Source organism: Streptomyces sp. NPDC026515, assembly GCF_055567595.1.
On sequence record NZ_JBVHQD010000022.1, the window covers coordinates 1 to 14,377 of the forward strand.

12 protein-coding genes and 2 pseudogenes are annotated in these 14,377 nt (G+C 72.7%); 4 read left to right on the top strand and 10 right to left on the bottom strand.

Going from position 1 to position 14,377, the window contains the following annotated elements:
* Positions 1-120: 120 nt before the first annotated feature.
* Both ACZ4O3_RS35305 and ACZ4O3_RS35310 read right to left on the bottom strand, forming a co-directional pair.
* Entirely contained in the window at positions 121-642 is a 522-nt protein-coding gene (locus ACZ4O3_RS35305) for an NUDIX hydrolase (RefSeq protein ID WP_467726262.1), read from the bottom strand.
* 33 nt (positions 643-675) lie between these two features.
* Positions 676-1,569, bottom strand: a complete 894-nt coding sequence (locus ACZ4O3_RS35310; protein ID WP_384996682.1) for a DMT family transporter — start codon at positions 1,567-1,569, stop codon at positions 676-678.
* A gap of 392 nt (positions 1,570-1,961) precedes the next feature.
* On the opposite strand from ACZ4O3_RS35310, the gene ACZ4O3_RS35315 reads away from it, so the two are divergent.
* From ACZ4O3_RS35315 to ACZ4O3_RS35325, 3 genes are all read left to right on the top strand, one after another.
* The gene (locus ACZ4O3_RS35315; protein WP_467726263.1) at positions 1,962-2,930 is read left to right on the top strand and encodes a hypothetical protein; all 969 of its coding nucleotides are present in this window, start codon (positions 1,962-1,964) and stop codon (positions 2,928-2,930) included.
* Between the two features lie 104 nt (positions 2,931-3,034).
* Positions 3,035-3,757 (top strand): molybdopterin-dependent oxidoreductase, encoded by a 723-nt coding sequence (locus ACZ4O3_RS35320; RefSeq protein WP_362723945.1) that lies wholly within the window; start codon positions 3,035-3,037, stop codon positions 3,755-3,757.
* Complete coding sequence (locus tag ACZ4O3_RS35325) at positions 3,741-4,364, top strand: cytochrome b/b6 domain-containing protein (RefSeq protein ID WP_362723948.1); 624 nt, start codon at positions 3,741-3,743, stop codon at positions 4,362-4,364. Before ACZ4O3_RS35320 ends, ACZ4O3_RS35325 begins: the two co-directional genes overlap by 17 nt.
* A gap of 20 nt (positions 4,365-4,384) precedes the next feature.
* Here the strand turns inward: ACZ4O3_RS35325 and ACZ4O3_RS35330 are convergent.
* From ACZ4O3_RS35330 to ACZ4O3_RS35345, 4 genes and pseudogenes are all read right to left on the bottom strand, one after another.
* Positions 4,385-4,834 (bottom strand): annotated as a pseudogene (locus tag ACZ4O3_RS35330) (MDR/zinc-dependent alcohol dehydrogenase-like family protein); the annotation flags it as partial.
* Between the two features lie 4 nt (positions 4,835-4,838).
* Positions 4,839-4,935: pseudogene (locus ACZ4O3_RS35335) on the bottom strand (gluconate 5-dehydrogenase); the annotation flags it as partial.
* A 45-nt stretch (positions 4,936-4,980) separates the two neighbouring features.
* Complete coding sequence (locus ACZ4O3_RS35340; RefSeq protein ID WP_362723951.1) at positions 4,981-6,378, bottom strand: GntT/GntP/DsdX family permease; 1,398 nt, start codon at positions 6,376-6,378, stop codon at positions 4,981-4,983.
* Between the two features lie 45 nt (positions 6,379-6,423).
* Positions 6,424-6,945, bottom strand: a complete 522-nt coding sequence (locus ACZ4O3_RS35345; RefSeq protein WP_362723953.1) for a gluconokinase — start codon at positions 6,943-6,945, stop codon at positions 6,424-6,426.
* 159 nt (positions 6,946-7,104) lie between these two features.
* Here ACZ4O3_RS35345 and ACZ4O3_RS35350 point away from each other — a divergent pair, with 159 nt between their 5' ends.
* Positions 7,105-7,806, top strand: a complete 702-nt coding sequence (locus tag ACZ4O3_RS35350; RefSeq protein ID WP_362723955.1) for a FadR/GntR family transcriptional regulator — start codon at positions 7,105-7,107, stop codon at positions 7,804-7,806.
* Here ACZ4O3_RS35350 and ACZ4O3_RS35355 read toward each other — a convergent pair.
* The 4 genes from ACZ4O3_RS35355 to ACZ4O3_RS35370 form a co-directional block, all read right to left on the bottom strand.
* Positions 7,803-8,204: a YchJ family protein gene (locus tag ACZ4O3_RS35355; protein ID WP_384996671.1), complete on the bottom strand. Its 402-nt coding sequence runs from the start codon at positions 8,202-8,204 to the stop codon at positions 7,803-7,805. The genes ACZ4O3_RS35350 and ACZ4O3_RS35355 overlap by 4 nt on opposite strands.
* A gap of 12 nt (positions 8,205-8,216) precedes the next feature.
* Positions 8,217-9,590 (bottom strand): M1 family metallopeptidase, encoded by a 1,374-nt coding sequence (locus ACZ4O3_RS35360; protein WP_467726265.1) that lies wholly within the window; start codon positions 9,588-9,590, stop codon positions 8,217-8,219.
* 77 nt (positions 9,591-9,667) lie between these two features.
* Entirely contained in the window at positions 9,668-13,537 is a 3,870-nt protein-coding gene (locus tag ACZ4O3_RS35365; protein WP_467726267.1) for a Pls/PosA family non-ribosomal peptide synthetase, read from the bottom strand.
* A 375-nt stretch (positions 13,538-13,912) separates the two neighbouring features.
* A complete protein-coding gene (locus tag ACZ4O3_RS35370) occupies positions 13,913-14,314 on the bottom strand; it encodes an ATP-binding protein (protein ID WP_467726351.1) in 402 nt (133 codons plus the stop codon).
* Between the last annotated feature and the right edge of the window lie 63 nt (positions 14,315-14,377).

Below are 14,377 nucleotides of genomic sequence, written 5' to 3' on the forward strand. Positions count from 1 at the left end.
GCCTCTCGGGCCCGGTGGCACCACCCCCCAGGTCATCTGTTCGACAGGGGGGAACAGCCATGCCGGGCCCGGAGGCCAGCGGCCCTCTTGCAGGACCGCGGAAAACATAACGGGGGAGCCTCAGCGCTCCTTGCGGGCCCGCCACTCCCGCAGCCGCTCCCACGCCGCCAGGCCGTCCGGAACCCACTCCCACGCGCCGAGGCGGGCCGTCAGGTCCTCCTCCGCCAGGAAGTCGTGCCAGGCCACCTCCTCCACCTGCGGCCGTACCGGCAGCTCGCAGCGGACCTCGTACACCGCAGACCACCAGCTGTGGCCGCCGTCGTCGTCGTACCGGAACTTGAAGAGGTACGTGGGACGGGGCAGCCCGGACACGCCCAGTTCCTCCTCGGCCTCGCGCAGCGCGGCGTCGTCGTAGGACTCGCCCGCGCCGACCACGCCCCCGACGAACATGTCGTACAGGGAGGGGAAGACCAGCTTGGTCGCGGTGCGGCGGTGGACGAAGACACGGCCGGCGGCGTCGCGCGCCAGGATGAAGGCGCAGCGGTGCCGCAGGCCCCGGGCGTACGCCTCACCGCGGGGGGCCTGTCCGATCACCTGGTCGTGCTCGTCGACGATGTCGAGGATTTCGTCAGCAGGCTTCATGGCGCCATCCAAGCAGGCCGGCGGGGCGTGGTCTCAGCGCGGCTGGAGGTCCAGCGAGGGTTCCTTCGGTGCCGGACCGCGAGGCATCGCGGGATGCAGTCCGAGCAGCACGATGCCCGCCACGATCGCCGCGAGCCCCGCCGCCTCCCAGGCCAGCGCCCCGGTGTCGGTGCGCAGGCGGTCCCCGAGGAAGCCGACGCCGCACAGGATCCCGGCGAGCGGCTGGGCGGCGGTGAGCGCGGGCAGCGAGTTGCGCAGCTCCGCCGTCTCGAACGCGCTCTGCACGAGGACCAGCCCGCTGACCCCGAGCACCAGCACGCCGTACGGCTGCCAGCCGGTCACCACCTCGGTGATGCCGCCCTCGGAGAACCGGGTGCTGGTCACCCGGGTCAGGGCGTCCTGTACGCCGTACAGCAGGCCGGCGGCGAGGGCGAGCAGGGTGGGCCCGGCGCTGAGCCGGGACCGCTTGGCGCAGGTGGTGAGCACCAGGGCGAGGCCGACCACCACGCCGATGATCAGCCAGTGCCGCAGCGGGTTGGCGATGGCGTCGCCGCCGCGTGGCTGGCCCGCCAGGATGAACGCGGTCACCCCACCCGCGAGCAGGCCGAGTCCGGCCCAGCCCTGGTGGCTCAGGGGATGCTTGGTCTGGTGGCGGGAGAGCGCCAGGGCGAAGAGCAGGTTCGTCGCCAGCAGCGGCTCGACCAGGGAGATCTCGCCCTTGCCGAGGGCGATCGCGCCGAGCACCATGCCGGTCACCATCAGGCCGATCCCGCCGAGCCAGCGCGGCACCCTCATCAGGTCGATCAGCAGCCGGAACGAGAGGAAGTCGCTGAGCGGGGCTTTCTGGGCGACGTTCTGCTGGAGCACGAACCCGAAGCCGAGGCAACAGGCCGCACTCACGGCGAGAATCAGAACCAGAACGGACACGCTGCGTACCTCGATCATGCGGCCGGGCTACGGGGTGCGTAGTGGCCGACTGTAGCGCTCGCGGATGGGTGATGCTCCGGGAGTACCCGGAACCGGGCGATTGACTCGGTCACGGCGCCCGAGCCGGACACGCCGGGTGGATCAGGGCGGCGGCGGGACCGGTACGGCCATGGTCCGACGCCCGGGCGGCCCGCGCCATGGCGTACGCCACAGCCGGAACGCGGAGCCCCACGGCCACGGTACGCCCAACGAGCCCGGGCGCGCGTCAAGTTGCGTTGTGTTCCGGGTAGTTGAACGGGGTACCAGCCCCGTTCGGCTTGACGCAAAGTCTTGGCTGGGGGTTTGCTGTGCGTGATCGGCCGATGGCAGCCCGACAACCAGGAAGTTCCGCGGTGCCCCCAACCCCGCCCCTCTTAGGCCCAGGCCCGGCCGTCGCCGCAGGTCCCCGCGCGGCAGCGCCCCACGAGTGCGGACACTGTCCCGACGGCGCCCTCGGCGACGCCGAACTCATCTCCGCGCGAGCCGCGTTGGCCCAGGGCCGCTGGCAGGCCGCCCGCTCCCTGCTGCTCCACACGGGTGACGACTGGGACCGCAGGGGCCACCGAGCCACCGTCCTCGCCCGCGAGCCCTACGCCGTAGCCTGGGCCCGCGAGTGGCTGCTCGCCGAGCCCGGCTCCGCGGGCGCCGCCACCCTCTACGCCCTGACCCTGGTCCGGCGTGCGCTGCGCGGCAAGGAACCCCCCGACCGGGCCCGTCAGGCCTGCGCCATCGCCGCCGAGCTCGCCCCCGCGGACCCCACTCCGTGGCTCGGCCGCCTGCTGCTCGCCCGCCGGCTCGGCACCGAAGGCGAGACGCGCCGCATGTTCCACGAGGTGTGCGACCGCCACCGCGAGCACCACCACGCCCACCACCTGATGGCCGCCCGGATCGCGGAGACCGAGGACGAGGGGGCGTACGGACTGCGCGCCTTCGCGCAACGCTCGGCCGCCGCGGCCCCGGCCGACTCCCCGCTCGCCGTCCTCCCCGTCGTCGCGTACGCCGAGCGGCACCGGGTGCTCGCCGCCACCGGCCGGGCGCCCGCCGACCCGGCCGAGGCCGGCCACTGGGCCGAGCCGGCCGCCCGGCGAGCCCTGAGCGCGGCCTTCGACTGGTGGCTGGAGTGGGGGACCGAGGAGCACCCGCGCCGCCATGTCGACCTCAACCACCTCGCCCACGCCACCTGGGGCGCCGGCCGGTACGCCGAGGCCGCGGCCCTGTTCCAGCGCATCGGCCGGCATGCCACCCCGGCACCCTGGTGCTACCCGGACCGCGACCCGTGCGAGGCGTTCCGGGCGGCCCGGGAGCGCGCGCTCGGCGGCTGAGGCGAAGCGGCTGACCCGAAGCGGTTGATGAGAAGAGGTTGTGGATTTCTTACGGCGGCCGGATTTCCTGGCCGGTCCCGCCCCGCGGGTGTTCGAATGAGTACGTGAACTCTGAACGACCCGAGGAGGGCCGGCCGATCGGCCGACGGGTGTTCCTCGGCACCGTGGGCCTGGGCGCCCTCGGTGTCGTGACCGCGCCGGTACTGCAACGCGTCACCGAGTCGGTCCTCGGCACCTTCTCCGGCAAGGACCCCACCGGCCTGACCGGCCTGCTCCCGAACGGCGGCGGCTTCCGCTACTACTCGGTGACCGGGTCGGTGCCGAACAGGACCGCGGCCGACTACCAGCTGAAGATCGACGGCCTGGTCGACACACCACGCACCTACAGCCTGGCCGACCTGCGCGCGCTGCCGCAGACCCGGCTGGTCAAGGACGTCCAGTGCGTGACCGGGTGGCGGGTGCCGGACACCCCGTTCGAGGGGGTGCGCCTGTCGCACCTGCTGGAGCTGGCCGGCGTGCGCGACGACGCGAAGGCGATCCGCTTCACCTGCTTCGACGGCGCCTACTCCGAGAGCCTCACCCTCGACCAGGCGCGCCGGCCGGACATCCTGGTCGCGCTGCGCATGCAGGACAAGGCCATCGGTCACGACCACGGCGGTCCGGTCCGCCTCTACGTCGCCCCCATGTACTTCTACAAATCGGCCAAATGGCTCTCCGGCATCACGGTGACCGACAAGGTGCAGCCGGGCTACTGGGAGCACCTCGGCTACGACGTCGACGCCTGGGTCGGCCGCTCGAACGGACGCGACGATGAGCCTACGAGCTGAGGCACCGGCCGCCACGGACCGGCTGCACCGCTTCACCCCGGCCGAGCGCTGGATCCACCGCACGACGGCGGCGCTGATGGGCATCTGTGTCCTGACGGCGGCCTGCCTCTACATCCCGCAACTGGCGGTCCTGGTCGGGCGCCGTGAACTGGTCGTCCGCATCCACGAGTGCGCGGGCCTGGCCCTGCCCGTCCCGGTCCTGCTCGGCCTCGCCTCCCGCGCCTTCCGCAGGGACCTCGGCTTCCTGAACCGCTTCGGCCCGCACGACCGGCTCTGGCTGCGGGCCGCCCTGAGCCGCGACAAGCGCCCGTCCTCCCGCCCGGCGGGCAAGTTCAACGCCGGCCAGAAGATCTACGCGAACTGGATCGCCGGCGCGACGCTGGTGATGCTCGCCACCGGCCTGCTGATGTGGTTCACCCACCTCACCCCGCTGATGTGGCGCACCTCGGCCACCTTCGTCCACGACTGGCTGGCCCTGACGGTCGGCGTGGTCCTGGCGGGCCACATCGGCATGGCCCTGGCCGACCCGGAGGCCAGGCAGGGTCTGCGCACCGGGAAGGTGAGCAAGGAGTGGGCCAAGCGCGAACATCCGCTGTGGCGGCCGTAGTACCGGTCCGGCCGGGGGCCTCAGCCCTCGAAGTCGAGAGGCACCTCGCACGACCGCCCCCGGTCGGCGGCGAGCGCGACCGCACCCTCGGCCCCCCGCACCGGCACCACCGCGCTGATCAGCTCGTCGAACACCGGCTCCCGCGCCAGCAGTGCCAGGGCCTCGTCGAACCCCCGTCGAGGCGGAACGCGCCCCACAGCTCGATCTCCCGGGTCACCACCAGGTTCCCGGTGAACGGCGACGGCCCCGGCGGCAGCATGCCCAGCTGGACGACGACAGGTGACGAGCCCCGCCGCCACCCCCGACGCCTCGACGGCGGCGTCCACCTCGGCCGGTCACCCCGTGCCGGCGCCGGCGGCGGCCGCGTGCCGCAACGCGTTCGGCAGCAGGCCGGTCGCCGTGACCCGGGCCGTCCCGGCAGCCCGCAGTGCCGCCACCACCAGGCAGCCGTTCGGTCCCGCCCCGGTCACCGGTATCCCGTCCGTCGAGGACCACCGTGCAGCCGGCCCCGGGCCGGCGTGAGGCCGATGCCCCGGCTGGACCCGGTGACCAGGGCGGTCCGGCCGGCGATGTCGAAGAGGGGGGAGCCGTCATCGTCGTAGCCCCTGGATGCTGCCTAGATGATGAGGGAGAGGAGGAGGACCAGGCCGCCCGCGACCACCGAGATGATCGTCTCCATGATCGACCAGGTCTTCACGGTCTGCCCGACGCTCAGCCCGAAGTACTCCTTGACCAGCCAGAAACCGGCGTCGTTGACATGGCTGAAGAAGAGGGAGCCGGCGCCGATGGCCAGCACCAGCAGGGCCGTGTGGGCCGTCGACATGTCCGCCGCCAGCGGAGCCACCAGGCCCGCCGCCGAGACGGTCGCCACCGTCGCCGAGCCCGTCGCCAGCCGGATCGCCACCGCGATCAGCCAGGCCAGCAGCAGTGCCGGGATCGACCAGTCCTTGGAGATCTCCAGGATCATCTGGCCGACACCGCAGTCGATCAGCGTCTGCTTGAAGCCGCCGCCGGCGCCGACGATGAGCAGGATGCCCGCGATGGGCATCAGGCCCTTCTCGACGGTCTGCTGGAGCCGTCCCTTGGAGAACCCGGCCGGGCGGCCCAGCGTGAAGAAGCCGACGATCACGGCCGCGAGCAGGGCGATCAGCGGGGAGCCGATGACGTCGAAGACACGCTGGACGGTGTGTGCCGGGTCGTCCACGACGATGTCCACCAGCGCCTTGGCCAGCATCAGCACGACCGGGAGCAGGATGGTGGCGAGGGTGGGACCGAAGCCGGGACGCCGCTCCAGTTCCTCCGAGGGGCGCTGCGGGAGCATCCGGTCGGGGGCCGGGACGTCCACCCAGCGGGCGGCGACCTTGGAGAACAGCGGACCGGCGACGATCACCGTGGGGATGGCGACCAGGACGCCGAGGGCCAGGGTCACGCCCAGGTTGGCGCCGACCGCGTCGATCGCGACCAGCGGGCCGGGGTGCGGCGGCACCAGGCCGTGCATCACGGACAGACCGGCCAGCGCCGGGATGCCGATGCGCATCAGGGAGTAGTTGCCGCGCTTGGCGACCATCAGCACCACCGGGATCAGCAGCACGATGCCGACCTCGAAGAACAGCGGCAGACCGATCACGGAGGCGATCAGCACCATCGCCCACGGCATGGACCGGCCGCCGGCCTTGGCGAGGATCGTGTCGACGATCTGGTCGGCACCGCCGGAGTCGGCCAGCAGCTTGCCCAGGATCGCCCCGAGCGCGATCAGGACACCCACGCCGGCGACGGTGGAGCCGAGGCCGGCGGTGAAGCTGGTGATGACCTTGTCCAGCGGCGCCCCGGCGAACGCGCCGAGCGCGAGCGAGCCGATGGTGAGCGCCAGGAAGGCGTGGAGCTTGAACTTGGTGATGAGCAGGACGATGACGGCGATGCCCGCAAGGACGGCGATGCCGAGCTGGGCATGTCCGGCCGAGGTGATGGGCGCGACGGTGTCCGCTGCCAGCATCTCGACGCTGAGTCTGGTCACGGGGGTTCCTTGCAGATACGGGGGAACGGGGGACAGGGGAGGGGGTTACTGCGGGGTGAGGTCGGGCAGCGCGTCCAGGGCCCGCACGGCCCGTGCGGTGATCTCCTCGGGGCTGCCGCTGACGTCCACGGCGACGCCCGCCTCGTCCGCCTCGAGCGGCTGGAGCGTGGCGAACTGGGAGTCCAGCAGCGCGGTCGGCATGAAGTGGCCCTGCCGGTGCGCCATCCGGTCCTCGATGAGCTTGCGGTCGCCGGTGAGGTGCACGAAGACGACGCCCGGGGCGGCGGCGCGGAGCCGGTCGCGGTACGACCGCTTCAGCGCGGAACTGCTGACCACTCCGCCCAGGCCCTCCCGCCCGTGCGCCCAGGAGCCGATGGCGTCCAGCCACGGCCACCGGTCGGCGTCCTCCAGCGCGTGTCCGGCCGACATCTTGGCGATGTTGGCCGCCGGGTGGAAGTCGTCGCCCTCGGCGTAGGGGACGCCGAGCCGGGCGGCGAGCAGAGGACCGATGGTGGTCTTGCCGGTGCCGGCGACGCCCATCACGACGACGACGTGGGGGGTCCGCATCACTGCCTCGCTGTCTTCCTCGGGATTCCTCGACGAGAGACACCGGCGTACGACATCCGGTGTCGGCCTCACTGAAACCCATTAGTACGACGAGTTCAAGAGTCTGTGACAAATAAGTCTGACTTTTTGGCTCCGTGATCCACTCGGTACGCTGAGTGCATGAGCACCATGGGCCGCGGGCTGCACGGCCGCGTACTTGACTCCCTCGGCCCCGCGATCACCGCCGGCGAGTACCCCCCGGGCAGCGTGCTGCGCACGGACGAGCTGGCCCAGCAGTTCGAGGTGTCGCGCTCGGTGATGCGCGAGGCGGTCCGGGTGCTGGAGTCCATGCACCTGGTCGAGTCCCGCCGCCGGGTCGGCGTGACGGTCCGCCCGAAGGCCGAGTGGAACGTCTACGACCCGCAGGTCATCCGCTGGCGGCTGGCCGGTGCCGACCGCCCCCACCAGCTGCGTTCGCTGACCGTGCTGCGCTCGGCGGTCGAACCGCTGGCCGCGCACCTGGCGGCGAAGAGCGCGACGGCCGAGCAGTGCGCCGAACTCACCGAGTGCGCGCTCGGCATGGTGGCCAACTCACGCGGCCACCGGCTCGAGCAGTACCTGATCCACGACGTGGCCTTCCACCGGGTGATCCTCACGGCGTCCGGCAACGAGATGTTCGCCCGGCTCGGCGACGTCGTGGCGGAGGTCCTCGCGGGCCGGACCCACCACGAGGTGATGTTCGAGGACCCCGACCCGGCCGCCGTCACCCTGCACGTCCAGGTGGCCGAGGCGGTCCGCGAGGGCGACGCGGCCCGCGCGGAACGGCTGACCCGCGAGATCACGGTAGGCGCCCTCCAGGAACTGGACGTCCTGGCCCCCTAGGCGGCCGGGAAGTCACCGTCCACGTACACCCACGCCCCGTCGACCCGTTCGAAGCGGCTGCGTTCGTGCAGGGTGCCGCCCCTGAAGGAGGCGCGGAAGGTCACCGTGCCGGTGGTGTGGAAGGGCGTGCCGTCGGTCGTCGCCAGGATCTCCAGGCCGGTCCACCGCATCCCGGGATCCAGATCGAGCCGGCCCGGGCGGGTCCGGGGATGCCAGGTGCGCAGCAGGTACGGCTCGTCACGTCGGACGAAGGCGCTGTACCGCGAACGCATCAGGGCCTCGGCGGTGGGCGCCGCCGCCTCACCGCGATGGAACCGGCCGCAGCACCCCTCGTACGTCTCCGCCAGGCCGCACGGGCAGGTGGAGACGGCCTGCCGTCGGGGTCGTTTCGTCGCCACGGGTCCGCCCCCCTACGCCGACTCGGCGTTGGTGGGCGGCTGCACCGGGCGGGCCGGTACGGCCAGGGTGGGCAGCGCGGGCAGCGGAGCGCCGTGCACCCAGGCGTCCAGGAGGGCGTCGAGCGGCTCGTCCGCGAACCGGTTGACGTGCGCGGTGAACAGCGCGGTCGTCACGGACCCGCCCCGGTGCAGCCCCGCCCACGCCCGCAGCATGTGGAAGAACCGCTCGTCGCCGAGGGCGCAGCGGATCGCGTGGACCGCGACCCCGCCGCGTTCGTAGAGCCGGTCGTCGAACATCGCCTTGCGGCCCGGGTTGGCGATCCGGATGTCCTGCGGCAGCCCGGACAGCAACCGGTGCGCGGCGGCCGCCAGTTGCTGCGCGCTGCGTCCGCCGGACCGCTCCGACCACAGCCACTCCGCGTACTTGGCGAGCCCCTCGTTCAGCCAGATGTGCCGCCAGTCGGCGATGGACACGCTGTTGCCGAACCACTGGTGGGCGAGTTCGTGCGCCACCAGCCGTTCCGAACCCCGGGCCCCGTCCACGTGGTTGACGCCGAACAGCGACAAGCCCTGTGCCTCGACGGGGACGTCGAACTCCTCGTCGGTGACGACGACGGCGTACTCCTCGAACGGGTAGGGCCCGAAGAGCCGTTGGAAGAGGTCCATCATCGCGGGCTGCCGGGCGAAGTCCCGTGAGAACTCCGGCAGCAGCTGCGCGGGTATGTGCCCGTGCATCGGGATCCCGCCGAACCCGGGATCCCCCAGCAGCACCGTCTCGAACTTGCCGATCGCGAGGCCCACCAGGTAACTCGAGGTCGGCGCCGCCTGCTCGTACACCCAGGTCGTCGTGGACGCCTTCGTGGTACGGGTGAGCAGCCGCCCGCCGGCCACCACCGAGTACGCGGACGGGCAGGTCACCGAGATCAGGTAGGACGCCTTGTCGGCCGGCCGGTCGTTGCACGGGAACCAGGAGGGCGCGCCGACCGGCTGGCTCGCCACCAGCGCGCCGTCCGTCAGCTCCTCCCAGCCGATCCCGCCCCAGGGGCTGTTCACCGGCTTGGGGTTGCCCGACCAGTGGATCTCCACGGTGAACGCGGCCCCGGCCCGCAGCGGCTTGGCCGGCTTCACCCGAAGCCTGCCTCCCCGGTGCGTCCAGTGCGGCTGGCGGCCGTCCACCCGGATCCGGCCGATCTTGAAGTCGGCCAGGTTCAGCTGGAACTCGGGCAGGGCCGCCCGGCCCGCGATGGCGTTGATCCGGACCGAGCCGGCCAGTCGGTTGGGGCCGGGCCGGTAGTCCAGCGTGAGCTCATAGCGATGCACCCGGTACCGGGGGTCGCCGTTGTCCGGGAAGTACGGGTCCGGACCCGCTGACTGCTGAACTGCCACTTCCGCGTTCGCTCCCTGCGCTGTGCTCGAACCGTCTCTCGGCGCACCGATGCCCGCGGCCACCGAACGGTCCGCGCTCAGGGACGCCATGCCTCGATCGGGTTGCCGAGCCAGCGGGTGTCGTCGGGAACCGACTCCGCCGCCATGACGAGCGACGCGGGACCCAGGGTGGTACGAGCCCCGATCGTGCTGCCGGGCAGCACGATCCCGCCAGGACCCAGTGTGGCGCCCTCACGGAGAACCACAGTATCCGTCCGCAAGATCCGGTCGTGGAAGAGGTGAGTCTGCAGGACACAGCCGCGATTCACGGTGGCGGCGTCCTCCAGGGTCACCAGATCCGTCTCCGGCAGCCAGTAGCTCTCCACCCAGACCCCCTTGCCGATCCGCGCGCCCAGGCCGCGCAGCCACGCGGTCATCACCGGAGTACCCGGAACCGAGCCGGCCAGCCACGGCACCGCCAGCACCTCGACGAAGGTGTCCGCCAGCTCGTTGCGCCACACGAACGAGCTCCACAGCGGGTGCTCCCCGCTGCGGTGCCGCCCGACCAGCAGCCACTTGGCCAGCACCGACACCAGGCCCGCCGCCGCACCGGCGGCGAGCAGCACCGGGCCGGACAGCAGCGGCGCCCACGCGCCGAGCGCGCACAGCGCCGCGACCGTCAGCCCGGCCAGCGCCACCGAGCACAGCACCGGCACGATCCTGAGCGTCTCCACCAGGCCGCGCGCCCACAGCAGCCGCGCGGGCGGCTCGTAGGTCCGGCTCTGGTCGCCGTCCGACGAGCTGCGCGGCAGCTTCACCGGCGGCAGGCCCAGGTACGACGTGCCCTTCTTCGCCTTCTTCGGCGTCGCCGACAGCACGCCCACCAGACCGCCCTCCGGCACGCTGCGGCCCGGCGCGGTCATCCCGGAGTTCCCGAGGAACGCCCGCCGCCCGATCTCCGCGCGCCCGATCCGCACATAGCCGCCACCGAGCTCGTACGGCGCGGTCAGCGTGTCGTCGGCCAGGAACGCGCCCTCGCCGACCGTCGTCAGGCTCGGCAGCGCGAGCACGGTCGACACCTCGGCGCCGCGCCCGATCCGCATCCCGAGCAGCCGCAGCCACACGGGGGTGACCAGCCCGGCGTACAACGGGAACAAGGTGTCCCGGGAGCGGTCCATCAGCTGGGAGACCGTCCAGGCCTGCCAGCCGACCCGGCTGTGCGTCGGATGCGTGCCGACCGTGAGGCCCAGGCTGAGCAGCCGTACCGAGACCAGGATCAGCAGCGCGTACGCCAGCCCGAAGGCCAGCGTGGCCGGGACCAGCGCGATCGCCGCGCCCCGCAGAGCCTCGCCGAGGCCGTCACCGGGGGTCACGAAACGCCCGGCGACCAGCAGCGCGACGGCGCCCGCGAGCACCGGCAGCGCGCTGAGCCCGAGGCCCGTCAGACCGTACATGATCCGCCAGTAGGTGCCGCGCTGCGGCCGCTCCTTGGGCCAGTTCCGCTTGGCCTTGCCCAGCTTGACCGCCGGGGCACCGGCCCAGCGCTGGCCGGTCGGGATCTGCCCGGTGACCGCGGAGCCGGGGGCCACCTCGGCGCGCTTGCCCACGCGGGCGCCCGGGAAGAGGATGCCGCGGGTGCCGACGACCGCGTGGGCACCGATCCGGACCGGGCCGATCACCAGCCGGTCGCCGTCCAGCCAGTGACCGGAGAGGTCCACCTCCGACTCCACGGCCGCGCCGCGTCCCACCCTGAGCAGGCCGGTGACCGGCGGCAGCGAGTGCAGGTCCACGTCGGGACCGATCTTGGCGCCGAGCGCCCGCGCGTACCGCTCCAGCCAGGACCCGGTCAGCGCGGTCGCCCCGGTGAACTCGGCCAGCCGCTCGGCGGCCCACAGCCGCAGGTGGACGGAGCCGCCGCGCGGGTACCGGCCCGGCTTCACGCCCCGCAGCAGCAGCCGTGCGCCCCCTGCGGCGACCGCGATCCGGCCGGGCGGGGTGTACAGGACCAGGGCGCCGACGGCGACCAGCCACCAGGGCGCGGTGGGCAGCCAGCCGTAGCCGCCCAGCACGTTGCCGAGCGCGGCCAGGACGACCGTCCAGCGCAGCCCGAGCAGGGTGAACAGCGGGAGCAGCACCATGAGCTGCACCAGCTGGGCGACGCGCGGCACCGGCGCGATGGTCCGCTGCGCGCTGTCGTCCTGCGCGGACGCCGCCAGGCGGCGGGCCAGCTTGCGCAGCACCGGCTGCTGGTAGATGTCGAGGACGGCCGCGCTCGGGTAGCGGGTGCGCAGCCGGGTGGTGAGCTGGGCGGCGGACAGGCTGCCGCCGCCGATCGCGAAGAAGTCGTCGGAGGCGCTGCCCACCGGGATGCCGAGGACCTCGGTCCACTGCTCGGCGAGCCACGCCTCGGTGCCGTAGAGCTGCTCCGCCTTGCCGGCCGTCTCCAGACCCTCCAGGGGCCAGGGCAGGGCGTTGCGGTCGACCTTGCCCGAGGTACGGGTGGGCAGGTCCCCGACGGGCGCGAGCAGCGGGACGAGGGCCGCGGGCAGCTCGGCGCGCAGCTTCTCGACGGCGGTCGCGTGGTCCCAGCCGTCCTGGGTGACGACATAGCCGACGAGCAGCTGGTTGCCGCCGCGCGCGGTCCGGACGGCCGCCGCGGCGCCCGCGACGCCCGGGAGCGCCTGGAGGGCCGCGTCGACCTCGCCGAGCTCGATACGGCGGCCGCCGAGCTTGATCTGCTCGTCCGCGCGCCCGAGGAACACCAGCCCCTCGCGGTCGGCACGCACCAGGTCACCGCTGCGGTAGGCCCGCTCCCAGCCCAGGGACTCCAGCGGCGCGTACTTCTCGGCGTCCTTCTCGGCGTCGAGGTAGCGGGCCAGGCCGGCCCCGCCGATCACCAGCTGGCCGCTCTCGCCCATCGCCACGGGCAGGCCCGCCTCGTCCACGACGGCAAGCTCCCAGCCGTTCAGCGGCAGTCCGATGCGGATCGGCTCCTCGCCGCTCATCAGGGCCGCGCAGGCCACCACGGTGGCCTCGGTGGGCCCGTAGGTGTTCCAGACCTCACGGCCCTCGGTGACCAGGCGCTGCGCCAGCTCGGGCGGGCAGGCCTCGCCGCCGAAGATGAGGAGCCGGACGTCGTTGAGGGTCTCGGGCTCCCAGAGGGCGGCCAGGGTGGGCACGGTCGAGACGACGGTGATCTCCTGCTCGACCAGCCACGGGCCGAGGTCGGCGCCGCTGCGGACCTGGGAGCGCGGCACGGGCACCAGGCAGGCGCCGTACCGCCAGGCCAGCCACATCTCCTCGCAGGAGGCGTCGAAGGCCACCGAGAGGCCCGCCATGACCCGGTCGCCGGGGCCGATCGGGTCCTCGGTCAGGAACAGCGCCGACTCGGCGTCCACGAAGGCGGCGGCGCTGCGGTGGGTGACGGCGACGCCCTTGGGCCTGCCCGTGGAACCAGAGGTGAAGATGATCCAGGCGTCGTCCTCGACGCCGGGCCGCCGTGCGGCGTGGTGTGCCTCGGGGGCGCGTACGTCGATCGAGAGTCCGGCGCCGAGGACGGCGGCGACCTCGGCCTCCCCGAACACCAGCGCGGCCCGCTCGTCCGGGTCCTCGGCGTCGACGGGGACGTAGGCGGCGCCGGCCGCGAGCGTGCCGAGCACGGCGACGTACAGGTCGTTGGTCCCGGACGGCACCCTTACGCCCACACGGTCGCCGAGTCCCACCCCGGCCTCGTGGAGGCGTCGCCGCAGTCGCTCGACCTCCACCGCGAGGCCGCGGTAGGTGAGCTGGGCGGTCCCGTCGTCCAGTGCGGGCTCGTCGGGATGGCTCCGTACCGTTGCTTCGAACACGTCTACGAGCGTGCGCGGCGAGGCCGCCGCTCCCGCGGAGAACCGTGCCGTGTCCCCGAACTCCCCGCGGATCTCTTCGTCGAGCAGGCCGAGAGCACTGCTCTCGTCAATCGCTGCCATCCGGTCCTCGCGTCTCGTTCCCGGAACCTCCGGGGCGCCGGCGGGTCCTCAGGTCTGCCTGGGGTTGTCCGGCTCCGGCTGGGTAACAAGCCGGAAATATTAGTACGACGCTAGGCTCCCGCTCCTGTGGTGGCCACTTGGGAGCGCCCGTTCGGAGCAGTCAGTTCAATTTTGAGGTACCCCTGACCAGGCCTTCTCCGGATGTGACGAGAGATGAGACACACAGCGTGAGGCGGGTCAACACAGTGTAAGAAAGGCCAACGCGGCGTGAGGCGGGCCGACTCCGCCGGTCCTGCGGCGCGCGGCGACGGCCGGTGCCGTGGCAGGGAGGGGAGCACGCCACGGAACCGGCCGTCGTCGTGGGGGCGGTGCGGGTCAGGCGGCGGTGACCTCGGCCCAGATGGACTTGCCCCAGGGCAGATTGCCCACACCCCAGCGGCCCGAGCACAGCGCGTCCAGGATCAGCAGACCGCGCCCGCGGTCGCGCTCGACGGAGATGGGCCGCAGCCGTGGACGGTGGTTGAGCGGATCGTGCACCTCGACCCGGGTCCGGGCGCCGTCGGAGTCGATCAGCAGGCGGACCGGGTCGTCCGGGTCGGTCTCGTACCGCAGGGAGTTGGTGACCAGCTCGCAGGTGACCAGTGCGACGGCCTCGATGTGGTCACGGGAGGCGTCCGGGGTGTGATGGGTGATGAAGTCGCTCACGAACCTCCGTGCCGCCCGGGCCGACTGGGGCTCGCTCGCCAGTAACAGGACGGGCGACGGGACGACTTGCAGTGCACGGGTTTCGGTCGCGGTGCTCCGCTGGCGTTCGATCATGTGGATCCCCTCACGGGCATG

Excerpts from the sequence above, each read along its gene's own strand:
- ACZ4O3_RS35305 (WP_467726262.1), bottom strand. The coding sequence starts at position 642 with ATGAAGCCTGCTGACGAAATCCTCGACATCGTCGACGAGCACGACCAG.
- ACZ4O3_RS35325 (WP_362723948.1), top strand. The coding sequence starts at position 3,741 with ATGAGCCTACGAGCTGAGGCACCGGCCGCCACGGACCGGCTGCACCGC.
- ACZ4O3_RS35345 (WP_362723953.1), bottom strand. The coding sequence starts at position 6,945 with ATGCGGACCCCCCACGTCGTCGTCGTGATGGGCGTCGCCGGCACCGGC.
- ACZ4O3_RS35350 (WP_362723955.1), top strand. The coding sequence starts at position 7,105 with ATGAGCACCATGGGCCGCGGGCTGCACGGCCGCGTACTTGACTCCCTC.
- ACZ4O3_RS35365 (WP_467726267.1), bottom strand. The coding sequence starts at position 13,537 with ATGGCAGCGATTGACGAGAGCAGTGCTCTCGGCCTGCTCGACGAAGAG.